Source organism: Streptomyces sp. NPDC043812 (genome assembly GCF_056436245.1).
Window position 1 is genome coordinate 1 of the sequence record NZ_JBWKCY010000028.1, and the last position, 21,487, is coordinate 21,487.

The following is a 21,487-nucleotide window of genomic DNA, read 5'->3' on the forward strand; positions in this document are numbered from 1 at the left end:
GGGGGGCGGAGGGAGCTAAAGCTCCCTATTGAATTCCGCCTTTCGGCGGAATTCCGCAGGAATTCGCCTGTCGGCGAATTCGGGGTGGGTTATGATAAGCCCCTTCGGGGCTTATTTTGAGCGGGGTTGAATTGCCTTTCGGCAATTCTAGGTTGTGAATTCTGAAAGCCTTTCAGGCTTTCTTTTCAATTCCCGCGTTACGGGATTTGACGGTGTGTGAGGTGACGGGGTGTCCGCCGGTGGCGGACATGGTGGGGGTGGGGGTTGGGCCCCTGTCGGGGCCGGGGGTGCGGGGGTGTTTCGTAGTGGTGGCGTGGCTAGAGTCTGGGTTCTGTCCCCATGTCCCCTGCCTGTTGGGCGGGGTGATGGGGTGTCGGGCGGTGTGTGGGGGCCCCTGTCGGGGCCGAGGGGGACGGGGTGGGGTGACGGTACCGGTACGGCGGTACGTGCCAGGGAGCCGCCGCCCCGTTCCGGGGCGCGGTACGGAGTGCTTCCCTGCCGCCCTGACGGGCAGGCCACTCCCCCCTTTCCGGCACGCACCGGAATTCCCCCGTACAGACACGTCGGCCCCGGAATTCAAACACGACCTTACGGCCGAAAATCGGGACCCAGAAAAACCCCGCCGAGGGGGCGCAGCACCCACCCGAACAATTCCCCACACCACCATCTGACGCCCCATCATAAATCATCGAACATGACGACACGTCAGAGAGAATTCAAAGGAATTAGAGCGCCACAAGAAAGGCAAAACGAAGGGGCGAAAGAAAGGGGGCAGACAAAGGAAAAGGCCCCTTTCGGGGCCGCTTTCCGGAGGGTTTCACGTCGTCAATTCGAGCTGCTGCGCGCCCGGTTGCACCGGGCTGGACGTCTCCGGGCCGTAGACGACGTTCCACGGGCCTGCCGTGGGATTCCCTCGGGGCTCCAGCACCATCACGACTGGCTCGCTGCCGTCCGAGGGAATCACCGTGCGGCGGGTCGGGTCGGTCCGCTCGCCGAGCAGCCACTTGGTGACGATCCCGGTGAGCGTCTGGCCGGTCTCGGGGTGCTGCCACGTCACCCAACTGCCGGGCGAGTAGCAGCCGGTGGCGGGCTTCGGTGCGGTGCCCTTGCGGCGGTCCCGCTGCCACGCCTTGCGTACCCGCTCCGGGGTGTCGGCGGCGGCTCGAACGGTGCCGGAGACGCGCGGGATGCGGTTCTGAGCGTCTGCCAGGATCTCATCCCGCCTACCGGGCAGGCCGGCCGCGAACGCCTCCCGTACGGCCGTGTGGTCGGTTCCGCTCACCGACACCGAGACGGTCCACTCGCCCTGTACACGGAAGATGCGCGTGGACTCCTCCCACTCGACCGGCTGGAAGGCCGCGCCCTTGGCGTCGATGGCGGCCAGAGCCTCCCGGCGCATCCCGTCCACCACTCGTTCGTGCGCCTCCTTGCTGGCGGTCCGGCGCGTCTCTGCGACCGCTGCGCGCCGCCAGCTCTCCACGGACGCGTACAGGTGCGTGACGTCGGCCGGAGGCTCGGCCCTCGCGATCTCGGCGAGCAGCGGGGCGACTTCCTGGTTCACGCGGGCCTCTGCTACCCGCTCCCAGGGCTGTTCGGCTCCGGCATAGTGCGCCGCCCAGCCCACGGGGCGGACGGTCTCCGGCAGGTGCGTAATGCTGCCGGACTCGGCGATACGGGCCGACAGGGTCAGGACGCTCACGGACTGGCTGACGGTCTCGGCGGTGTGCGCGCTCATCACGGGTGCCCTTTCTCGGGGTGGTGTTCTCAGCGCGGCGGGGGTGCCACTCCCCCGCCGCTGGTGGTTCGGGCCTGCGCCCCGGGTGGGGCCGGGTGGGCTGTCAGCCCCAGGTGACGCGCAGGCTCTGGGCCTGGGCGTACTCGGCGAGCTCGCGCAGCTCGTGCAGCCGCGACTGGACGTAGCCCTGGGAGCGGCCGCAGTCGATGAAGCGGCCGTCCGTGACGGCGGGGCGTCCGGCGTCCTCGGGTTCGAGGGCGAGCGCGAGCAGGACGCGGCCGAGGAAGAGCTGGGCGTCCTCGTCGCCGTACGGCTCGGCGTATCCGAGGGTGCCCAGCACACGGGCCGCGTTGGAGTTGGCCATGTTGACCGGCGCGCCGGTGAGTTCGGCGGTGAAGGTGACCGACATGGTGGGCTCCTCTCAGAGTGGTGGGTGTTTCCGGCTGCGGCGGGGGTGCCACTCCCCCGCCGCAAGGGGGCCGGAGCAGCCTCCCGGCTGCTCCGGCGGTGTGGGGCTTAGAGCTCCTCTTCGAGGCTGGTCAGCAGCGCCAGAAGCTTGTCCTTGCTGAGCGGCACCGTCTCGCCCTCGGCGTCCGCGCCGCCGGTCAGCAGGACGGGCCCGTGGTAGTCCTGGTAGGTGAAGCCGAAGCGGACCGCCAGCAGCGTTGCGAGCTTGTTGACCGGGTGGTTGTAGAGCCCTTCGTCGTCCAGCCACATGTCGAGCTGGCTGGTGAGCCCCACGACGTCCACCCGCTCGCAGCGGATCACGGAGCGCATGACGACCAGCCTGTTGTCGGTGTCGGCGGGCAGGTTGACCGGGACGATGTCCGCCTCGGGGGTGATGAGCAGGGCGTCGGGCGTGCGGGTCATGGGTGACTCCATCTCTCGCAGAGGTGTGTTCTCGGTGTTGGCCGACTGCCACCGCCGACCAACAAGACAACTATATCCCCTAAAGATCACGCGTGTCTAGCGAACCTCCCTTCGGCGGCGGGAAATCCGAGCGGCCGATCCGGGCCGGGGCGCAGCCGGTCGGGCTGCGCCCCGGTGTCGGGCGTCAGGCCTCTACGGGCGGGGCGTCGGCGTACTCCGTGCCCGGCTCCGGCGGGATCGGCTCGCCGGTGGCGGCGTCCGTGCAGTAGGCGCTGAAGATCTCGGCCCTGCCCAGCGGGTGGGCGGTGCAGTCGCTCAGTCGCCAGCCGAGCACGCGGGAGGTGTCGTCGGCGTGGTTGGTGCGCACGACCGCGCCGCCGATGCGGCCGGATGTCAGCGAGAGCAGCGCGATGACGTCGAGGGCGGCTTCCGTGTCAACGTCGGTGTACTCGCCGAAGTTGTGGAACGGCAGGACGGACACGGCCCCACGGGCGCGGCCGGTGACCGAGACGGTCAGGGTGTGGCACCCGTCGCCGACGGCGCCGAAGAGGCCCATCAGCAGGTCGGCGGCGCGCTCCACGGCGGAGGGCATCGGGGGAAGGCTGTAGGTCATGGGTCTGCCTCGCTTTCGAGTGGGTGTTCTCGGCGCGGCGGGGGTGCCACTCCCCCGCCGCCGGGGCCGGGGCGCAGCGGGTCGGCTGCGCCCCGGGGTTGGGGTCAGTCCTGGACGAGTCGCAGGGCGCGGGCCTGGGCGGTCGTGTCGAGCGCCGGGGTGCACCACTGGATGCTGTCGAGGACGATCAGGTCGGTGACGTCGTCGAAGCCCTTGGGGGCGCTGGCGAGCATGCGGACGTAGTAGGAGAACGCGAGCGCGTCGAGTTCCTTGGCCGGGCCGGTCTTGGGGAGCGGCGGGTTGGTGCGCAGGGCCGCGACGTAGGCCAGGGCGAGCAGGCCGAAGATGTCCGATTCGATGATCTCTTCGATCTTCCAGCCGGTGCGCTGCGTCAGCGGCACCATGCGGGCCAGGAGGTAGCCCATGGCGTCTTCCATCTCAGCCTCGGTGTAGGGCATTTCCGGCTCGGGGACCGGTGCTGGGGCGGGGACGGCGGAGAGGTGACGGCGGGCGTTCTCGTTCGGCATGGTTCTCCCTCGGATCGGAGTGTGCGCTTTCGGCTGCGGATCGGCTGCCCCCCCGATCCGCATACTTCAATTATGCATTCTCCGAGTATTCATTTCAAGGGCTCTGGTCAATTCGCGGCTGCATTTCCCGTGGTCGGGGCGGATTTTGGGCCCCGGGGGCGGGGCACTGTGCGGGCCGTGTCGTCGCCCCATGGCGCGCAGCGCCGTGGGCCGAGGGGAACGGCAGCGCGAAGCGAGGGAGCGGGGCGCGCAGCGTCCCCGTCGACCGGCTGCCGGGCCCCCGGTGCGTGAGAGCGCGCAGCGCTCGGTCCGGGCCGCAGCGCAGCGGAGCGCCCGGCACGCAGCGAGGTGGGGCGGGGAGCGAAGCGGACCGCCCCACCTGGGCGGCGCGGACGGCGCAGCGCCCCGCCCCCGGGGAGAGAACGGGAGCTGCGCCCCGCGGTGCTGCGCCTGCCGGACTGCTGCGCCCGGGCTCTCCGCGGGCGGCGACGCGGGGGCCGGCGGCTTCGGCGAGGCTCCGGCCGGCCTCCCTTCGCCCGGCAGCCGACGTGGGCCGGAGAGGTGAGGGGCGCAGCCGGACGGCCGCGCCCCGTGGATCAGACCTCGTCGTCCCACCTGCGGCAGTGCTCGTAGGCGAGGGCGGCGGCCGTGTCAGGGTCGGGGGCGTCGAACTCCTCAGCCCAGCGGGTGAAGTCGGCCTCGCTGGCGGCGAGCAGCTCGATCTGGTCGGCGACCGGGCCGGGCAGGACGGCGGCGATGAGCAGCTCGGTGCAGTCGACGTCCAGGGTCAGGCCGATGACGGTGAACGTCTGGGTGGCTGCTGCGGTCATGCGATCAGCTCGAACGTCGCGCTCTCGATTGCCCGGGTTCGCAGGTCTCCCTCGAACGCCGCGACGACGTAGGCGCCGTTGTCGCCGCCCCAGAGGGTTTCGGGACTCTCGCCGTCCTCGCCCTCGGCGCGGTGCGGAAAGTGCTCCAGAACAGCCTCCGCCGCGTTCCATTTGGCCTCGTCGAGGGTTTCCCCCTCGGCGACGACGGCGAAAGTCGATGCGAGATCCCAGCAGTCGTACCAGTCGCCGACGATCGTGTATTTCATGGATTTCCCTTTCTCGATTAATCCGGAGGGCCGGGCCCCGCAATTCACGTCCGGGGCCCGGGGTGACCTGGCGTCAGTGGCGCCGCGCGCCCGGTACGTGGGCGTTGATACGCAGCAGGTAGAGGTCGAGCAGCGTCAGGGCCTGGTCCTCGGTGAGCCCGTGGACGGTGTCGGTCCTGGGGTCCGTGGCGCCGGTGAAGACGACGTAGCCGAAGTGCAGGCCCGGGTGCGGCTGGTAGGCCAGCAGCAGGGCCGAAGCGTGCGGGTTGCGCGGGCGGCGCAGCCCGATGGCGTCCTCGTCCGTCCACATGGTCAGCTCGCCGGTGAGGCTCACCGGCTGGGCGGTGTCGCAGCACAGCGCGTGCCGCGGGGTGGTGGCGGCGTCCCAGTCGAGCAGGCGGAACGTGCCGGTGGGCGACACCCAGAGCGCGAAGGTCTGGGTGGCCGTTGCGGTCGCGGGCATAGCTGTCCCCTTTGTTCGGAGTGTGGGTTTCGGTGCTGGCCGACTGCCACCGCCGACCAACGAGACAACAATACCACACATGCATCACGGAGGGTGCCAACGGCCGTCCGACCCGGTGTAGGCCGGGCCGGGCAGGGTTGGGTCAGGCGGGAAGGTCGGGGAGCTCGATGGGGCGCGCGTAGCGGATCAGGGTGACCTCCAGCAGCCTCAGGCTGTCCAGGTCGATGCGGGGGGAGGACGGCAGCGGGCTGATCTGCGCGTCTGCGAGCCACTTGTAGTACCGGCGGACGTCGTCGGGGGTGCGGAGCACCTTGACGCCCCACGTGACGCGGTAGTGACGACCGGCCTGATGGGCACCGTCGGGCAGCTCGGGGAGGTCGGCCGGCTGGCCGGGGGCGGGGAGGTCGTCGAAGGTGATGAAGCGCTCGGTGATGTCGGTCGTGAGCTCAGCAAGAACTACGCGCTGCACGAAGTGCTTGCCGCTCCAGTAGTCGTGCCAGTACCGGACAGGGTCGGCCGACTCCAGGGGGAGAGTGGCGTAGACCTGGCGGTTATGGGCGTCGTAGGCCGTGACGGTCCACATCGTGCTGCGGGCGGTGCGCTCGAAGCAGTTGGCGTTCCACTGAAGGGTGTGGGACATGAGCCCTCTTCTCGGTGTGTGTGCTCGGTGGGGCGGCTGCCACTGCCGCCGTGGTGGTGGTGCGTATGGCCGGGGGCGGGGAGGCCCACCCCCGGCGGCGGGGCCCTATCGGACGAGGCGGGCCTTGCGGAGCCAGTAGGCCCAGCGGCCCGCCCGGTACCGCACGGCAGCGGATCCCGGGAACTCCCCCAGCCCCTTGTAGAGCTTGATCACGGTGCGCTCGGACATGTCCTCGATCGCGCCGATGGCGGTGACCTCGCCGGGGAAGGCGAAGCCGACGGTGCGCGGGTCGAACCCGGCGGGGCCGAGCGTGTAGAAGTACACGCGGTACCCGCCCTTGGGGTCGTTCTCGTTGAACAGGCCGAGCACGACGGCCTTGCGCAGGCCGGTATTCTTGCCGCCGATGTAGCGCGGGGCGCGCACGACCGTGCCCGCCGCCAGGATGACCTGGGAGGTGGTGGTGGCGGTGGCGACGGTCATGGCGAACTCCTTTGGGATGAGGGGGATGTGGTGGCGGGAGGCCCGACCAACAAGACAACTATATCCCATATTCATCACAAATGCCAATAGGCATCACGCGATCAGCACGACGTCCCCGATCGTCCTGGCACGGTGCACCGGGGCGGGGCCGCCGGATGACCTCTTGCGGCGTACCGGCTGCGGCAGTTCACGCAGCGGCCGGAAGCGGGTGAGCCTGCGGCCGGTGTGCTTGGCCCACTTCTTCTCGAAGCCTGGGCGCAGCTTGTCGACGACGCCGGCGGGCGCGGCAACGATGAACGCTTCGATGCGGGGCAGGCCTTCGATGCCGGGCAGGTAGTGGGCGCGGCGGATGCCTGAGACGCCGGGAGCGGTGCGGGCGGGGGCGAGCTGGGACGCCGGGGCGTGGACGGACATGCGCGTGACTCCGGGAGTTCGGGGAGCGGCGGCGCGGGAGGTGCGCTCCGCGCCGCCGCGCAGTGCTGAAGGGGTGGGCCGGGGCGGTGGGCCCGCCCAGGGGGTGGGCCCGCGCGGCCTACGCGGCCAGCACCAGCGGCTTCAGGTCCGGGTAATCGCGGTCCATCTCCAGGGAGATCAGCTCTGCCTCGGTCTGCGCAGCGTGGGTGAAGCGGGTCTCGCCGGTCGGGGCGTCCAGCACGAAGCGCATCCGGTGGATCGTGTAGGCGACGATCTGAGCGGGGTGGAAGGTGCGCATCTCGCCGCGCATCCGGCACATGGCCCGGACGATGATGCGGCCCTTGCTGGTGGTGCGGATGTCGTGGATCTCGATGGTGCGCACCGACTCTTCGCCGTCGCTGTCGATGTAGGTGATGGTCACGGCCCGCTTGCCGTCCATCGCGCGGACCAGGTCGGCCAGGGTGCGGGTGGAGGTCTGACGGGCGGTGCGCTTCATCGTGTTGAACATCGGGATCTCCCAGCGACGTGGTGTGTCTTCGGTGTTGGCCGACTGCCACCGCCGACCAACAAGACAACTATATCCCGTACGCATCACAAAGGGAAGCGAACACACCCTCTGATTCGACTCTCCCCGGAAGCCCCATCGGCCCCGGCGGCCACCCCCCGGACCACCCCCCCTCGCCGCAATGCCGGAGCACCCACCCCGTTGACACCGTGACGTGTAGTGGATATAGTTGTCTCAGTCGCCAGGCAGTGGCAGCCGGGCGGCGACCGAGAAACACGCACCTCAACAAGTCAACAGCGGACAGGAGCCCCCGAGATGGCCCGTACTTTCCACGACCGCCCCGCGCACCTCCAGTACGAGGAGCGGCCCTGGCTGACCCCCTTCCTGAAGGACGGCAGCCGGACGTGGCTTCAGAGGGCGGCGCACAAGCGGGACCGCGCGGCGCTCAAGCGGGCGCTGCGCACCGGCAGCGAGCCGCCCCGCCCCCAGCGCCGCCGCATCGACTGGGACGCACACTGAGTCGGCCCGACGAAACGGCCCCGCCCACCGGCGGGGCCGTTTCGCGTTCTGCCAGCAGCGCGGGATGAGCGGCGGCCAGATACGCAAGAACCCCGCCGACGGGGGAGGCGGCGGGGCGCATTCAGTGTGGCAGGAGAGTGCTACGAGCGTGCCCGTTTTGCCGCTTGGCTCGCCGCGCGTTGGCGAGCCTGGCGCGGCGGACGAGCGGAGCCGGGGCAGGAAGGCGGGGGCCGGCGGACGAGGCGCCGACGTGATGCGGGAGCCGAGGAGGGACAAGAGGAGGGACGACAGAGCGAGCAGGCCGCGCCGGACCGTCAGAGCAGAAAGCCTCTTCCTCCGACTATCGCGGAGAAAGAGGTGTCGGCGTAGGAAATGGGCTTGCCCAGGGGGTCTGACCAGGCAATACGCCCAAGATCACGAAAGGGGGGTTCACACCTCCGGTAGTACCTCCGGCGCAACTTTGGGTCCGCCTGTGCAGACAACTGTGCAGACAACTGTGGGTGCAACCCTCTTCCGGCGGCACGCCGGCAGGCTTGCCCAGACCTCACGGACCGCCCGAGCCGTCGAAATGGCGCAGGAAGTCGGCCAGCTGCCGACGCTGGCGCTGCTCTTCAGCGAGCTGCCGGGCGAGCTGGGAGCGGTCGATATGGGACTCCACCGCTTCGAGGACCAGGCGCTGGAGCTCGGCCGGTTCGAGGGCTTCGACCTCCCACTGGACGGGCCGGTCGACGTCGAAGCCGTACCGTCGCGCAAAGGCCGGCCAGCGGGGGTCGTCCCGTTTGCCCGCGGCCGCGGGAAGTTCGTAGGCCTGCGTCTGTTCGTAGGTGAGGACGATGCGCTCGACCTTCGACCAGCAGCTGGTGCGGGCGACCCAGTCGCGTTCGATGTCGGCGCCGGAGCAGTCGAAGTCTCCGACGTAGAGCAGCACGGCGGGGCGCGGATCGCGGGCGGTACGGGCCCGCACGACGTCCACGTACGACTGGGAGCCGAAGCCGCGTACGACCAGGACGGGGATGCCGAGGTCGGCGAGCCAGTCAGTGAACATGCGGCGCAGCGTGTCCTTCTCGGCTGCGACGTACAGCGCGGTTCTCTGGCCGGCGGTGCGGTCCAGGGCGAACCATCCGGGGACGTCGGCGAGGAACGCGGGGGCGTCGGCCAGGCCGCAGGGACGTGGACTTCGCGCAGGGTATCGATCAGCTCGGGGAAGTGGCCGTCGCGGCGGGTCTGGGCGAGTTGGGAGGACAGGCGCCGGTAGGTGGGTGGTGTGTTGGGGATGAGTCCTTCGGCGACGAGGCGGTAGTGGACCTGGCGCAGCGTGCAGCCCAGTTCCCCGTACGCGGTCACGATTGCCCGGGCGCGGTCGACGATGGCGGGCCAGTGGAGGCGTCCCATACCGGTACATGTACCCGATGGCGTTGCTGCTGGTCAGGGTGCTGGGCAAGCCTCGGGAGCGCGCAAGCTGTTGCGACGTAGCTGTTCCTGCTGACGACGTCACCTGTGGTACCGCAATCAGATCGGCGTCAATCGCTACCGCAGGGCAGGGGAACAGCGAACTCCTCTTCCCCAGCTATGAAGCGGTCTACGTCGCCGTTGTCGTCCAAGGCGAAGGTGATGACCTTGCCTTGGAACTGTGCTCCGCTCGGGGTGAAGACGAGTTCGTCCGTGTTTGGCTCCTTGATTTCCCCGGCGTATGTCGCCAGTACCTCGTCTCGTGTGCTGCCCCGATGGATTCCCGATGCGGTCGAGATTGACGCGGGTGAGAGGACAGAGATCGCGACGAGTCGGTCGTCGTTGCTGAAACGCAGCAGCAGGCCCTCCGGACCCCCTTCGATGGACAGGTCCTTACAGTCCGGGCCGCCTGGCCCTTCAGGGATGCGGGCTCCGATCGACCGTTCGGCTTCAGTGCGGGTCATGCCGATCTGCAGGGGGCCAATTCCGTCGACGGTGACGCGTTGTGTGCTCAGATCAGTCCGGTTGGGCTTCTTGACGTCGATCTCGGACTGCTTGACGAACCGGCTGCCATCCCAGCGCCAGGTGACGTGGCGGAGTATTGACGGGCCGGTGGCATGGCTGTCGCCCGGCCCGTAGAACTTGACGTCTGCCAGGAGGCGTCCGCCGCGGAACCTCACAGTGTCCGGTTGGTACTGCGGGGAAAGTTCGGCGACCTGGAATGTCGGTGTGCGGCCGATCTCCCGGCCGTCAGTCGTGCGGTAGACACGCAACTCCTGGAGCCTGAAGTTGCTCGGCTGCGGGCTGCAGGAGAACAGCACGGCGGTCACATCACCGAGGCGCGGCACTGTGCCCCGGGTGATCCGCTGAATCTGGACCTGCCAGTGATCATAGTTCCCGATACCGCTTCCTCGCGCGGTCCCTCGGCCGTTGCGTACCGTGACTGGCGCCGCCTTGCTTACGATGTCGTCGCAGGTCAAACGGTAAGTGCGGTTGCTCCAGTCAACGTTGACTGTGGAGGCCAGGAACTGCCCACCCTGCGTGGTGGACCGACCGGAATAACAGTGGGCGGAGCCGGGGCACTTCACGTTTTTCAGATCCACCGCTCGCAGCGTGAGGTCCAGTGTCCCGGCTCGGTAACCCGTCCCGCAGACCGGATCGCGGTAATTGCACAGGCTCTGCACCCGGTCGGCGAATGGAGGGTAGGGGGTACGCAGGCCGCGGCCGAGGATGACGGCCAGCCCCTGCCCCTTTCCGGGATCGTTCCACTGCGGGTCACCATACAACTGGGCCGCGAGCACCAGGGGACGACGGCGAGAGTCGGTGAGCAGGAATTTGTCGACGACCCATGCACCCAAGGAGTAGCCAGCGAGCACGAACTTCGTGGACGGGCACTGTCTGACAGCCCGGTCCATGGCGTGCTGGACGGCCGAGACGCCTGCGTTCACATCTGGCTCAACCCCGGTCCGGCTCTTGGAGGTCTTGTCCAGGAATTCCTGCGTCGTCACCTTGGGGAAGAAGATGAGGTTCCGAATTGGTCGGGCCGCCTTCGCGGCGACCACGGACTCGAACGTCTTCCAGGTCGCGTTGATGGGCGGAGACCGCAAATCGCTCTCCTCATTCAGGCCGTGCAGGCCCAGGAAGTGAACCGGGCACGTAGTGGCTGCGGCGGCAGGTATGGGCGGCAGGCTCACGGATAGCCCGGAAGGCACCACCAGAGCCGCGGCGAGGGCGATTGTTAGGCAGGCATTCCGTGTCATGTCCGGTGGCTCCGTAAGTGCGGTCGGCCCACCCCGAGCTGGACCCTCGGACTCTCCCAGAACATCACAGGGCTCCGCGCCGTGCATCTCACGGGCCTGCACCGCCGGAGTCTGGTATCGCAGCTGAGACGGTACGGCTATTACTCCGGTGCGGTTTCGTGATCTATCCAGCGGGTTCGTGTGACTGAGGCTCTTCAGTCTGCGGCGCGCGGACCGCCTGCCAAACGTGGTCGTGCCCTCGGGCACAGCCCGGCGTACAGCCGCCCGTGCTCCGTTACCGGAAAAGGGATCACTGCGACTGAGCGCCGTAGTTGGCCCGTCCGGCCAGGTACGCGCTCAGTCCGCCGCTGAGCTCATGCGCCAGCTCACGGCAGCTGCTCTGGCCTGATCCGCACGGCGTCTGCACGGCCGCCGACTCGGCACAACCCAGGCCCGCGCCATGATCGCCCGCCTGGCTGCCGCTTAGTACTCCAGTGCGGTTTCGTGATCTATCCGCTGGCTTCGTGGGCTGAGCGTCGTCGGTAGTGGCTGCACCGGGCTGTTGCCTGGTGGCGTCTGCGCCAGTTCGACCAGTGCAGCAGTCTGGCTGGGGACACGACTGGTGGGTTGAAGACGGCGGTGAACAGGTGGCGGATCTCCGGAACGGTCAGCGAGATCGGGTTGCTGCCCCGGGTGTGGTGATAGCTCGTACCCCTTTACGAGCAGGTGCTGGGCCGGGAACACCCCGACACCCTCCACAACCGAGCCATCTTCGCGGAGGTGACGGGGAAGGCTGGGTATTGGGCCGCCGCCAGGGACCAGTTTGCTGCACTGCTTCCCGTCATCAAGAACGTGCTCGGCCCTAAGGATCCTGAGACCTTGACAGTCCGATCCGACCTCGCCACCTGGACGGGGGAGGCTGGGGACTGGGCTGCCGCCAGAGACCAGTTTGCTGAGCTGCTTCCTCTGCGTACGTCTGTATCCGGGGCGGAAGCCCCAGAAACGTTGTCAGTCCGGTCAAACCTCGCTAGTTCGACAGGCAGGGCTGGGGATTGGGCCGCCGCCAGGGACCAGTTTGCTGAGCTACTTCCCGTCATCAAGAACGTGCTCGGCCCTAAGAAGCCGTATCTCTATCGGTCATCAGGACAATTGGGATCGAACAACGGCCCAGGTCGGGTGATCTCGGCCGGGTGGCTGGCACGAGAACAGAGCCTCCTGGGAAGCTCGGGGTCGCGCCGCCACTCGAGTGGAGTCCCTGTTGTTCCAGTCCCGTGTGCCGGTCCCCGCTCCGTCCAAACCTCCCGCTTGGCGCGGTGCGATCGCCTCGTGCACCGGTTCGGGGTCGGTCGGCCGACTCTTGGAGTCATGCCGCGTCGGGGTTGAGTAGGACGATTTTGCCGATGTGGTGGGCGTCCAGGATGCGATGGGCTTCTGCGGTTTGGTCCATGGGCAGGGTCCGGTCGATGACGACCTGCACCGTTCCGTTCTCGATCAATGGCCATACATGTTCCTGGACTTCGGCCACGATGGCTGCCCTCTGTCCAGCTTGGCGGGAGCGCAGGGTGGTGCCGTGCACGGATGCACGCCTGGCGAGGAGTTCGACGAGGTTGAGTTCGGCCGTCAGGCCGTTCTGCAGCCCGATGACGACCAAGCGCCCGTCGAGGGCCAGGGAGTGGATGTTGCGCGGAAGGTAGTCGCCGCCGATGACGTCGAGGATCACGTCGTAGGGGCCGTGCTCGGCGAAGTCCTCGGTGCGGTAGTTGATCGCGAGGTCGGCGCCGAGTTCTCGGACCCTGGCAGCCTGCTCGGGCCCGCCGACGGTGGTGACGACGCGGGCACCGTGGGCCTTGGCGATCTGAATGGCTGTCGTGCCGATGCCGCCGGCTCCGCCGTGCATGAGGAAGGTCTCGCCTGGCTTCAGCCCACCGGTCATGAAGACGTTGGACCACACCGTTGCGGTGGCTTCCGGCAACGCTGCCGCCTGGACCAGGCTGACGCCCTTGGGCACCGTGAGCAGCTGCCCTTCAGGGACAGCGACCTTCTGCGCGTATCCGCCTCCGGTCAGCAGTGCGCACACCTCGTCGCCGGGCTGCCAACGCGTCACACCCTCGCCGAGAGCGCTGATCCGTCCGGAGACCTCCAGGCCCGGGTAAGGTGACGCTCCCTCCGGAACCGGGTACAGCCCCAGCCGCTGTGCCACATCGGCCCGATTGACGGCGCTGGCAACGACGTCGATGACCACTTCACCCCTCGCGGGGACGGGGTCCTCCACATCGATCCACTGCAGGACTTCCGGCCCACCGGGTTCCTTGATCGAAACTGCTTTCAAGACATTCCTCCGAGTGCGCCGCCTGACGGACGGCACATACGCCGGTCCGACGTTGTGAAAATGCGAGTGAGAGGGCACGCCCGGCAGGCTCACGCTGGTCCGGGGCCGCCGCAGAAACTCCGCCCGAGCCTGCCTGTCCAGCCCGCGCACTGGAAACTGACGAGCCCAGGACCCGGACAGCCCTGAGCTCGAAGAACAAGCCACCTGTCACCGACAAGACGCGAGCAGAACCGTCAAACGCCCCGAGACACTTCACGAGCAGGACCGGTCCGGCCGATGCGGATCAAGGTCAAAGTTGGCGCAGCGTCTCGATGATCTTTGCCGTGACGACCTTGGTGGAAACGGGGTTCTGTCCCGTCACGAGCCTGCCGTCAGCGGTGGCGAAGGGGGTCATCGGGATGGTGGCCTTGACATAGTTCGCGCCCCGCTTGCGGAACTCGTCCTCCACCAGGAACGGCACCCGGCTCTTCACCATGGCGACTCGCTCCTCCGCGGTGGAGAACCCGGTGACCGTGCGGCCCTCGACGAGCAGGGAGCCGTCGGAGAGCGTGATGTTCAGCAGTCCGCAGGCACCATGGCAGACCGAGGAGACCACGCCGCCGTTCTCATAGATATCCCGCGCGACCTGCTGAAGCGCGGCACTGCCGGGGAAGTCCCACATGACGCCATGCCCGCCCGTGTAGAAGATCGCTGCATACTCGGCCGGGTCGACGTCGGCCGCCTTCCTGGTGTGGTCCAGGCTCGACATGAACGCGCGATCGTTCATGTACTTGCGAACCTCTTTGTCGGCCAATCTGACGCTTCGCGGATCCAGCGGTACCTGTCCCCCTTCCGGACTGACGATGTCGACCTCGAATCCAGCCTGGCGGACTCGGTCGTAGAAGTGAACCAGCTCTGCGATCCACAGCCCGGTCCGGTGGGGGTTCGTTCCGTAGGTCGACTGGTTGGTGACTACGGCGAGGATCTTGCTCATCTGTGTGCCTCCGGCGGTGAGGCAGGGCTGTGGCGGCTGCCCGGATCACGAGCCTTTTTTCATGGCCACGACCTGCCAAGAGTGAGACGGCTTGTGAGGAGTCGGCCGCCTCAGTCGCCGTTGTCATAGGTGCCGATGTCGTCCGCGTGCCTCACTGCGCCCGTACGGGGCCGGCTGGCGAAAGCAGCGTCTGGTGCCCCTCCCAGGCGCAAGCGGATATGCGAGGTTCAGGCCAGCTTCTTGAGGATTTCGGCTGCGGCGGGTCCGGCGGAGGCGGGGTTCTGGCCGGTGATCAGGTTGCGGTCGACGACCACGTTCGGGGCCCACGGCTCGCCCTCCTGGTAGTCCGCGCCGATCTCGACCAGACGGTCCTGGAGCAGCCACTTGGCATTGGCCGCAAGGCCCGTCTGGGTCTCCTCGGCGTTGCTGAAACCGGTGAGCCGATAGCCGGCGAAGGCGTTGCCGCCGTCGGCCGTGGTGGCGGCGAGCAGGGCGGCCGGTGCGTGGCAGACCACGCCGAGCGGCTTGCCCGAGGCGAGGGCATCGATGAGGAGCCTGCCGGAGGTGGCGTCGACGGCCAGGTCCTCCATCGGGCCGTGGCCACCGGGGTAGAAGACGACGGCGTAGTCGGCGAGGTCGACGTCCTCCAGCCTGATGGGGTGCTGAATCTCGTCGATCGAGGCGAGGGCGTCCGCCACCTTCTTCGCCCCCACCTCTCCGCCGTTGAACTGCGGCGCCAGGCTGCCCTGGTCCAGAGGCGGTACGACGCCGCCGGGTGTGGCGACGACGATCTCGTGGCCGGCGGCCGTGAACGCCTGGTACGGGGCCACGGCCTCCTCGGCCCAGAAGCCGGTCGGGCGCTTGGTGCCGTCCGCCAGCGTCCAGTGGTCGGCGCCGGTCATCACAAAAAGGATCTTCGACATGGTGTGGTGGTCTCCGAGAGCTGGGGGTTCACGCTTTGACGTTTCGACTTCAGAACGTCAGCGCTCCTACGTTCGAAACTAAAGCCGCCGAAGAAATCGCGCCAATGAAGGCATCGATACCAGGTATCGACGAACCGATGCCCTGCACGGGGACGAATGGCAGGTGGCTGCCGTGCGTACCTCGTAGGCTCGACGCCGTGAGCGATCAGGACACTCATGGATTGGGTCCGCTGGACCTGAACCTGTTGCGCACCTTCCTTGCCGTGCACCGCCTGGGGTCCTTCACCGCCGCTGCACGGCGGCTGGGGCTGTCGCAGTCCACCGTGACCACGCAGATCCGGGCGCTGGAGAACCGTCTGGGCCGTGAACTGTTCGAACGCCGGGCGCACGGTGTCACCTCGCTGCCCCACGCGGACGAACTTGCCACGCGACTGTCAGGCCCCCTGGATCAGTTGGCCGACATCACCGGCGAGGAGCCGAGCAGCACCGCGGGACCGGTGCACCTGGCCGGGCCCGCAGAGTTCATGAGTACCCTCGGCCTTCAGACGCTGGCTCCGCTGGTCGCGCAGGGCGTCCGGCTGCGGGTGGCCATCGGACTGACCGAACCGCTGCTCGAGGAAATGCGGGCCGGACGCCACGACCTCGTCGTCGCCACCCGCCGGCCCCGGGGCCGGACGCTGCAGGCCGAACTCCTCGCCGACGAGGAGTTCGTCCTGGTTGCTGCCCCCGTCTGGGCCGAACAGCTCATGGGACAGGAACTGCCTACTGCCCTGGAAAGCCTGCCCATGATCGCCTACGCCGAGGACCTGCCCATCGCCCGCCGCTACTGGCGCCACGTCTTCGACCGCCGCCTGCGCGTCCAGGCCGCGATCACCATCCCCGACCTGCGCAGCGTCCTCACCGCCCTCACGGCCGGCGCCGGCTGGAGCGTCGTGCCCAGCTACCTCTGCCGGACCGAACTCGCCTCCGGCGCCCTCCGGCTACTGCACCAGCCGGAGGACCCCCCGATCAACACTGCCTACCTCGTCCAACGCCCAGGCAGTTCCATCAATCCTCACGTCACGCTCGTCCGTGAGCATCTGCTCGCCGCTGCGAAGACCTGGTGAGCCCAAGCCGGTACCCCGAGGTCATGTCGGGCTGACATCGGGTTGCGTCGCCGGCACTCCCGATCAGCTGGGGCTACGAGCCAACACAGCGCCATTCGTAACGCAGAGTAACAACCCTCTACCGATCGTGAGGCTGGTTCTGATCGAACACGGTCCTTGGCCGGGCGATCTCGGCCGGGTGGTGAGTACGGGGCCCCTAGCTCGGGTTTGCGACCACTGGAGTGCCAGGAGGTCCTGTTGTTCCGGTCTCGCGTCACGGTCCCCGTCTCGTCCAACTCCCGCATGGCGTTGCCGGTGACTTTGCGGCCTTCCAAAGCCCGTCAGCGACAACATTGACGCAGGTCAACGGCTTGCGCTGCCGCTAGATGCCGCATCTCAACCAATCATGGAACGTGCGGTTCGAACAGGTTTCCCGCCGGGGTGATCTTCCCGCTGTACGCGCATGAAGGCAGGGCCTCTCGGTAGCTCGGGGATGCGAATCTAACCGAGTGGTGCCGGGAGGCCCTAGTGTCCTTGTTGTACGCGTCCGAGCCCGTTCAGTTCAACTCGGCTGCTCCATCGTGTGATTGCCTCGCGCACGTGTACGGCAACGCGGCCGATCATCCCGATCGGGTGCGCCGGTATCCGTCGGACATGACGGATGCGGAGTGGGCGGCCATCCGGCCTTTGCTGCCGGTGCCGGCCTGGCTCCAGGGCAGAGGCGGACAGCCCGAGGGCTACTGCCACCGCCAGCTGCTGGACGCGATCCGCTACCTGGTCGCGGGCGGGATCTCCTGGCGGGCGATGCCCGCGGACTTCCCCGACTGGGGCCGCGTCTACGCCTTCTTCCGCCGCTGGCGCGAGCACGGGCTGCTCACCGAGTTCCACGACCGGTTGCGCGGACGGGTGCGTGAGCGCGAGGGCCGTGAGGCGGAGCCGACGGCGGGGATCATCGACGCGCAGTCGGTGAAGGCCGCCGCCTCGGTGCCGTCCGTCTCGCGCGGCTGGGACGGCGGGAAGAAGGTGGGTGGCCGCAAGCGGCACATCGTGACGGACTGTCTCGGTCTGCTGCTGGTCGTCGCGGTGACCGCCGCGAACGTCGGGGACCGGGATGCCGCGATGGGCCTGCTGATACGGCTGCGGCGCCTGCACCGTGACATCTGCCTGGTCTGGGCCGACGGCGGTTACACCGGCGGCATCGTCGACTGGGCACGGGCGAAACTCGCGCTTACCCTTCAGGTCGTCAAGCGAACCGACGACATGGAGGGGTTCGTGGTGCTGCCGAGGCGCTGGGTAATAGAGCGCACGTTCGCATGGCTGATGCATTCACGCCGGCTGGCCCGGGACTACGAGACGTTGCCGGCCAGCAGCGAGGCGATGATCCGATGGTCGATGGTCACGCGGATGGGACGGCGCCTGGCACGGCCGCGGGCCGCCGGCCCGCGCTGAACATCCCCGACGTCTCCTGCACGAGCCACCCTCGCTCCGCCAGGCGCCTGGCCTTCGAGCGCACCCCCTCGACCTTCGCCGACGTCGGCTGAAGGCCCAGCACCACCGCGATCTCCTTGGCCTTCACCGGTCCTTGGCCCGCCGACTGCCGCTCCTCGAGCACACCCAGGATCCGCTGATAGTCCGGCGCCAGCACCGTCACCGGCAGTCCTTCGCGCCAAGGCGGCACGATCGAGCCCGGCACCGGCGCAGGTGAGGACACGGCTTCCGTCTCCGCCTTGGTCACAGCGGTGGTCTCGGCAGCCGTGGCCGCCAGGGCCTCGACCAGTTCCTCCCGCGCGATCACCCGCCGGTCCAGCTCGATCTCCGCAGCCTCCAGTACCTCGGACAGCCGCGCGACTTCCTCGCGCAGTCCTTCCACCCGCACCCGGGCCGCTGTCTCCCGCTCCCCCAGCATTCCCAACACCGACGCCATCGTGCACCCCTCGATCACGGAGCCGAAACAAGACGTCGCATGCCTCCCTCATTCCGAGCTAGACCATGCCTGACCAGCGGAAATCAAGTGATCACGTTCGGTTGAGATACGGCTTCTAAGGATCCTGCCACTCTGAACCACAGGGCCAACCTCGGAAATGCAACGGGGGAGGCAGACGATCCAGTCACCGCCCGCGCGAAGTTCTCCGAGTTGCTGCCTGTGTACGAGGAGATACTGGGGCCGGAGCACCCTGACACGCTCACCGCCCGGTCAAACCTCGCCGGCTGGACGGGAGAAGCTGGGGATTGGGATGCCGCCAGGGACCAATTCGCCCAGTTGCTGCCCCTGCGCCAGCAAGTGCTGGGCCCGGAGCACCCTCACACCCTCTACACCCGAGCGAGCCTCGCCCGAGCGAATAGGCATGCCGGGAATCCGGGTGCAGCACGCGACGAACTCGCCCAACTGGTACCTGTGTACGAAAAGGTGCTGGGCCCGGAGCACCCAGACACCATCGTTGTCCGGAAGAACCTTGACTCCCTGGAGGCCACAGGCCTGGCCGACTAAAAAGCGCATGCACTCGTCCCTACCCTGGCGGTGCCACTACCCCGCCCGCCAGCCGGGCGGGCCGCGAAGCTGGCCACTCGAAGGCGGCGAAATCTCGTACCGGGCTCACGACCGCCCCGTGAGCCGACTTCCACACGGCAACCCACCGTCGGGCCCCGCCCCAGTGTCCAAATCTCCAGCCGTGTCCGGCACCCGCGCACACGACCGCGAGATCGCCGAGAGAGCCAGTGTGGGCAACGGTCCCGCACCAAGGGCTGGGCTGAGCAAGGACGGGAACCATGCCCACACACACGCCTGTCGGGCACTCCCGCCGCACTTCTACGAAAACATCACTGAAAGTAGCGCAATCGCTACCCTGCGGCCAACTCCGGCGCTGACCCCGGCCAATTTGATCGCCAACCGGCCATCCAAAGCGCTAAGTCACAGGTCGCAGCCGGACCGGCAACTGCTCTGACCGGACGATGCGCGTTCGATTCTTGTTCGAGTACGGTGAGGGTGGGAGGTGTCGCCGTGGACGAGCAGTACGACCAGGCCGTGGGGGCCGGTTCGCCGATCCTCCATCTGCGCTGCCCGCAGGATGTCGATCCCGAGCTGTACCGCCTGCTGCTCGGCCTGGTGGCGGATGTGACGCCAGTGGTGCAGGCCTTGCCGCCGTCCGCTGCCGTGGCGGACGTCTCCGGCAGCGTGCGGTTCTTCGGTCGCGATCCGGCGGAACTGGCCCGGATGATCCGCGCGCGGGCACTGGCGCTGTACGGCCTGCCCGTGGCGATCGGGGTGGGCCCGAACTGGACGGTCGCGGCGATGGCATCCCGGGAGCCGGGGCGGGGCGGCGTGCGTGCGGTCGGCTCCAGTTCGGAGGCGGTGGCCGCGTTCCTTCACCCGCGGCCGGTCGGTGAGCTCCATGGCATCGGCAGCGCTCAGGAGCGGACGCTGACGACGTACGGGGTGCACACGATCGGGCTGCTGGCGAGGCTGCCGGAGGCGACGGTGCAGCGGGTGCTGGGCGGGAAGACGGGCCGGCTGCTGCGCGAACGCGCCCGCGGAGTTGACCGCCGCAGGGTGGTGCCGGCCGAGCTGCCGCACAGCGCGGCCGCGCAGCGCCGCTTCCCTACCGACACCCTGGCTCCGGAGCTGGTGCGCTCCGCGCTGCTGTCGCTGGCGGTCGAGCTCGGCGAGCGGCTGCGCACGCGCCGGCAGGCGGCGAAGGCGGTGACCATGACCGTGACCTTCGCCGACCGCACCCAGATCCACCGCCCGCCAGCTGCCCGGCGGGCCGTCCGCGCGCACCGACGATCTGCGTGACGTGGCGTACGACATGTATCGGGCCCTGGGGCTGCAGCGGGCCCGGGTACGGGCGGTCGCCCTGCGCTGCGAGCAGCTCGTGGACGCGGCCGCGGCCAGCGAGCAGCTCTCCTTCGACACCGACCGGGAGCACCGGCTGCGCGCCGAGCAGGCCATCGACGCGCTCAACGCCCGCTTCGGCTCCGGCACCGTGGGCCCCGCGGCGAGCTACCTGCAGGCCGGCTGACTCCTCTTCAGGCCTTGGGGCGCTTGGAGCCCTTGCGGCCGTCGGCGAGCGCCTCAAGCAGCTCGGTCGGCTCCGGCCGGATGCTGCTGCCGAGGTAGCGGATGCCCTCGCCTTCGGGAGCGGTGCCGGCGTCCTTGCCGATGGGGTGGCGCCGGCTGGTCGCGGTGCGCCATCCGTACCGCTCGTCCCACACCAACGCCGGCGAACTCTGGCCGACGGTGAGCGGGACGGCGGCCACCAAGTGCTCGTCGGCGAGTTGGCGCACCTCCACCTGGACCGGCTCGGCGACGTCGGCCTCGGCCAGGGCGTCGGCCACCTGCTGCAGGTACGGGCGGGCGCGGCGGATGCGCAGTTCAGCCTCGGCGATCGTCGCGGCGCCGCGGTGGGTGACAGTGGGGTAACCGAGGCGCTCGGCGGCCTCGAGCGGGGTGATCTCGGGGGTGGCCCCGACCAGGTCGGCGATGCGCCGGCCGCGGAGCTGCGCGAGGCCGGCCTGGGCGGTGGGGAACTTCGCAATGCCCAGGGTGTCGGCGACCTCGGTGAGCGTGATGGCCGGGTTGTCGTCGAGGAGTTCGGCGATCCGGGGCAGGACTTCATCGCGCGGAATCATGTCGCCGCTGCCGGTGCGGCGGCCGCCGCCGGCGCCGCGGCCGGGCCGGTCGGCCTTGTACTCGCGCACCACGCGGCGCGGCCAGTGCTCCGTACCGTCCTCTTCGGGGACGAGGACGACGTGCTCGGCCAGCTTGGGGTCGCTCTTGTACTTGTTCCAGCTGGCCGGCGAGACGCCGAGCTCGGCGGCGGCCTCGTGGCGGTCCAGCAGGTCCTCCTCGTCGTCGACCTCCGGCAGGGCCGGGACGGGCTGGCCGGCGTGGAAGGCTGCGGTCTGCTCGCTGTCCCACAGCAGCGCCCTCGAGGTTGGCGAGCTGATCGGGGCGGGGTGCCCCTCCTGAGTGTGGGGCTTCTTGTTGCGGAAGGTGCCGAGCGGCATGCCCAGTTGGGCGGCCAGGTCGGCCATGGTCTGTGCGTACTTGAGGCGTCCGGCGCGGATCATCTTCTTCGTTTCTCCATCACGGTGCGGGCGGGGCGCCGGCGAGGGCGCCCCGCCCAGGGT

At 68.7% G+C, this 21,487-nt stretch carries 26 protein-coding genes and 1 pseudogene; 7 read left to right on the plus strand and 20 right to left on the minus strand.

Annotated features, from left to right (window positions below):
• Positions 1 to 817: 817 nt before the first annotated feature.
• The 12 genes from AC067Z_RS31440 to AC067Z_RS31495 all read right to left on the minus strand — a co-directional run bounded on the left by AC067Z_RS31440 (position 818) and on the right by AC067Z_RS31495 (position 7,346).
• Positions 818 to 1,735, minus strand: coding sequence for a hypothetical protein (locus AC067Z_RS31440; RefSeq protein WP_478793053.1), 918 nt, complete (start codon positions 1,733 to 1,735; stop codon positions 818 to 820).
• A gap of 103 nt (positions 1,736 to 1,838) precedes the next feature.
• On the minus strand, positions 1,839 to 2,144 hold the full coding sequence (locus tag AC067Z_RS31445; protein WP_478793054.1) for a hypothetical protein: 306 nt from the start codon (positions 2,142 to 2,144) through the stop codon (positions 1,839 to 1,841).
• Positions 2,145 to 2,251: 107 nt separating this feature from the next.
• Positions 2,252 to 2,605 carry a DUF3846 domain-containing protein gene (locus AC067Z_RS31450; RefSeq protein ID WP_478793055.1) on the minus strand — a complete coding sequence of 118 codons (354 nt, stop codon included), beginning with the start codon at positions 2,603 to 2,605 and terminating at the stop codon, positions 2,252 to 2,254.
• Positions 2,606 to 2,789: 184 nt separating this feature from the next.
• Positions 2,790 to 3,197 (minus strand): hypothetical protein, encoded by a 408-nt coding sequence (locus AC067Z_RS31455; protein WP_478793056.1) that lies wholly within the window; start codon positions 3,195 to 3,197, stop codon positions 2,790 to 2,792.
• 125 nt (positions 3,198 to 3,322) lie between these two features.
• On the minus strand, positions 3,323 to 3,745 hold the full coding sequence (locus tag AC067Z_RS31460) for a hypothetical protein (protein WP_478793057.1): 423 nt from the start codon (positions 3,743 to 3,745) through the stop codon (positions 3,323 to 3,325).
• 596 nt (positions 3,746 to 4,341) lie between these two features.
• A complete protein-coding gene (locus AC067Z_RS31465) occupies positions 4,342 to 4,575 on the minus strand; it encodes a hypothetical protein (protein ID WP_478793058.1) in 234 nt (77 codons plus the stop codon).
• A complete protein-coding gene (locus tag AC067Z_RS31470; RefSeq protein ID WP_478793059.1) occupies positions 4,572 to 4,841 on the minus strand; it encodes a hypothetical protein in 270 nt (89 codons plus the stop codon). The genes AC067Z_RS31465 and AC067Z_RS31470 overlap by 4 nt, the downstream gene beginning before the upstream one ends.
• Positions 4,842 to 4,914: 73 nt before the next feature.
• A complete protein-coding gene (locus tag AC067Z_RS31475) occupies positions 4,915 to 5,304 on the minus strand; it encodes a DUF3846 domain-containing protein (RefSeq protein WP_478793060.1) in 390 nt (129 codons plus the stop codon).
• 142 nt (positions 5,305 to 5,446) lie between these two features.
• Positions 5,447 to 5,944 (minus strand): hypothetical protein, encoded by a 498-nt coding sequence (locus tag AC067Z_RS31480; RefSeq protein WP_478793061.1) that lies wholly within the window; start codon positions 5,942 to 5,944, stop codon positions 5,447 to 5,449.
• A 105-nt stretch (positions 5,945 to 6,049) separates the two neighbouring features.
• The gene (locus tag AC067Z_RS31485; protein ID WP_478793062.1) at positions 6,050 to 6,424 is read right to left on the minus strand and encodes a DUF6409 family protein; all 375 of its coding nucleotides are present in this window, start codon (positions 6,422 to 6,424) and stop codon (positions 6,050 to 6,052) included.
• A gap of 93 nt (positions 6,425 to 6,517) precedes the next feature.
• The gene (locus AC067Z_RS31490; RefSeq protein ID WP_478793063.1) at positions 6,518 to 6,838 is read right to left on the minus strand and encodes a hypothetical protein; all 321 of its coding nucleotides are present in this window, start codon (positions 6,836 to 6,838) and stop codon (positions 6,518 to 6,520) included.
• A 118-nt stretch (positions 6,839 to 6,956) separates the two neighbouring features.
• Entirely contained in the window at positions 6,957 to 7,346 is a 390-nt protein-coding gene (locus AC067Z_RS31495) for a WYL domain-containing protein (protein ID WP_478793064.1), read from the minus strand.
• A 312-nt stretch (positions 7,347 to 7,658) separates the two neighbouring features.
• Between AC067Z_RS31495 and AC067Z_RS31500 the strand changes: the two genes are divergently transcribed.
• On the plus strand, positions 7,659 to 7,862 hold the full coding sequence (locus tag AC067Z_RS31500) for a hypothetical protein (protein WP_386227958.1): 204 nt from the start codon (positions 7,659 to 7,661) through the stop codon (positions 7,860 to 7,862).
• 544 nt (positions 7,863 to 8,406) lie between these two features.
• On the opposite strand, the gene AC067Z_RS31505 is transcribed toward AC067Z_RS31500, so the two are convergent.
• The 3 genes and pseudogenes from AC067Z_RS31505 to AC067Z_RS31515 form a co-directional block, all read right to left on the minus strand.
• Positions 8,407 to 8,907: a hypothetical protein gene (locus AC067Z_RS31505; RefSeq protein WP_478793065.1), complete on the minus strand. Its 501-nt coding sequence runs from the start codon at positions 8,905 to 8,907 to the stop codon at positions 8,407 to 8,409.
• 475 nt (positions 8,908 to 9,382) lie between these two features.
• Positions 9,383 to 11,071, minus strand: a complete 1,689-nt coding sequence (locus tag AC067Z_RS31510) for a cutinase family protein (RefSeq protein ID WP_478793066.1) — start codon at positions 11,069 to 11,071, stop codon at positions 9,383 to 9,385.
• A 488-nt stretch (positions 11,072 to 11,559) separates the two neighbouring features.
• Positions 11,560 to 11,742 (minus strand): annotated as a pseudogene (locus tag AC067Z_RS31515) (IS701 family transposase); the annotation flags it as partial.
• An 88-nt stretch (positions 11,743 to 11,830) separates the two neighbouring features.
• On the opposite strand from AC067Z_RS31515, the gene AC067Z_RS31520 reads away from it, so the two are divergent.
• On the plus strand, positions 11,831 to 12,433 hold the full coding sequence (locus AC067Z_RS31520; RefSeq protein ID WP_478793067.1) for a tetratricopeptide repeat protein: 603 nt from the start codon (positions 11,831 to 11,833) through the stop codon (positions 12,431 to 12,433).
• On the opposite strand, the gene AC067Z_RS31525 is transcribed toward AC067Z_RS31520, so the two are convergent.
• From AC067Z_RS31525 to AC067Z_RS31535, 3 genes are all read right to left on the minus strand, one after another.
• Positions 12,414 to 13,379, minus strand: coding sequence for an NAD(P)H-quinone oxidoreductase (locus tag AC067Z_RS31525; protein ID WP_095849784.1), 966 nt, complete (start codon positions 13,377 to 13,379; stop codon positions 12,414 to 12,416). The two genes, AC067Z_RS31520 and AC067Z_RS31525, sit on opposite strands and share 20 nt — an antisense overlap.
• 289 nt (positions 13,380 to 13,668) lie before the next feature.
• Positions 13,669 to 14,352, minus strand: coding sequence for a type 1 glutamine amidotransferase domain-containing protein (locus AC067Z_RS31530; protein WP_093868131.1), 684 nt, complete (start codon positions 14,350 to 14,352; stop codon positions 13,669 to 13,671).
• Positions 14,353 to 14,579: 227 nt separating this feature from the next.
• The gene (locus AC067Z_RS31535) at positions 14,580 to 15,275 is read right to left on the minus strand and encodes a type 1 glutamine amidotransferase domain-containing protein (protein WP_095849785.1); all 696 of its coding nucleotides are present in this window, start codon (positions 15,273 to 15,275) and stop codon (positions 14,580 to 14,582) included.
• A gap of 197 nt (positions 15,276 to 15,472) precedes the next feature.
• Between AC067Z_RS31535 and AC067Z_RS31540 the strand changes: the two genes are divergently transcribed.
• Together AC067Z_RS31540 and AC067Z_RS31545 are read left to right on the plus strand one after the other, a co-directional pair.
• The gene (locus AC067Z_RS31540; protein WP_260326308.1) at positions 15,473 to 16,381 is read left to right on the plus strand and encodes a LysR family transcriptional regulator; all 909 of its coding nucleotides are present in this window, start codon (positions 15,473 to 15,475) and stop codon (positions 16,379 to 16,381) included.
• 633 nt (positions 16,382 to 17,014) lie between these two features.
• Positions 17,015 to 17,809 (plus strand): IS5 family transposase, encoded by a 795-nt coding sequence (locus AC067Z_RS31545; protein WP_093868527.1) that lies wholly within the window; start codon positions 17,015 to 17,017, stop codon positions 17,807 to 17,809.
• On the opposite strand, the gene AC067Z_RS31550 is transcribed toward AC067Z_RS31545, so the two are convergent.
• Positions 17,757 to 18,284, minus strand: a complete 528-nt coding sequence (locus tag AC067Z_RS31550) for a hypothetical protein (protein ID WP_179436212.1) — start codon at positions 18,282 to 18,284, stop codon at positions 17,757 to 17,759. The genes AC067Z_RS31545 and AC067Z_RS31550 overlap by 53 nt on opposite strands.
• Before the next feature lie 132 nt (positions 18,285 to 18,416).
• Here AC067Z_RS31550 and AC067Z_RS31555 point away from each other — a divergent pair, with 132 nt between their 5' ends.
• The 3 genes from AC067Z_RS31555 (at position 18,417) to AC067Z_RS31565 (ending at position 20,376) form a co-directional block, all read left to right on the plus strand.
• The gene (locus AC067Z_RS31555) at positions 18,417 to 18,848 is read left to right on the plus strand and encodes a tetratricopeptide repeat protein (RefSeq protein ID WP_478793140.1); all 432 of its coding nucleotides are present in this window, start codon (positions 18,417 to 18,419) and stop codon (positions 18,846 to 18,848) included.
• 510 nt (positions 18,849 to 19,358) lie between these two features.
• A complete protein-coding gene (locus tag AC067Z_RS31560; RefSeq protein ID WP_478793068.1) occupies positions 19,359 to 20,150 on the plus strand; it encodes a DNA polymerase Y family protein in 792 nt (263 codons plus the stop codon).
• Between the two features lies 1 nt (position 20,151).
• On the plus strand, positions 20,152 to 20,376 hold the full coding sequence (locus AC067Z_RS31565; protein ID WP_478793069.1) for a DUF4113 domain-containing protein: 225 nt from the start codon (positions 20,152 to 20,154) through the stop codon (positions 20,374 to 20,376).
• A gap of 7 nt (positions 20,377 to 20,383) precedes the next feature.
• On the opposite strand, the gene AC067Z_RS31570 is transcribed toward AC067Z_RS31565, so the two are convergent.
• The gene (locus tag AC067Z_RS31570; RefSeq protein ID WP_478793070.1) at positions 20,384 to 21,427 is read right to left on the minus strand and encodes a DUF6292 family protein; all 1,044 of its coding nucleotides are present in this window, start codon (positions 21,425 to 21,427) and stop codon (positions 20,384 to 20,386) included.
• Positions 21,428 to 21,487: the final 60 nt, after the last annotated feature.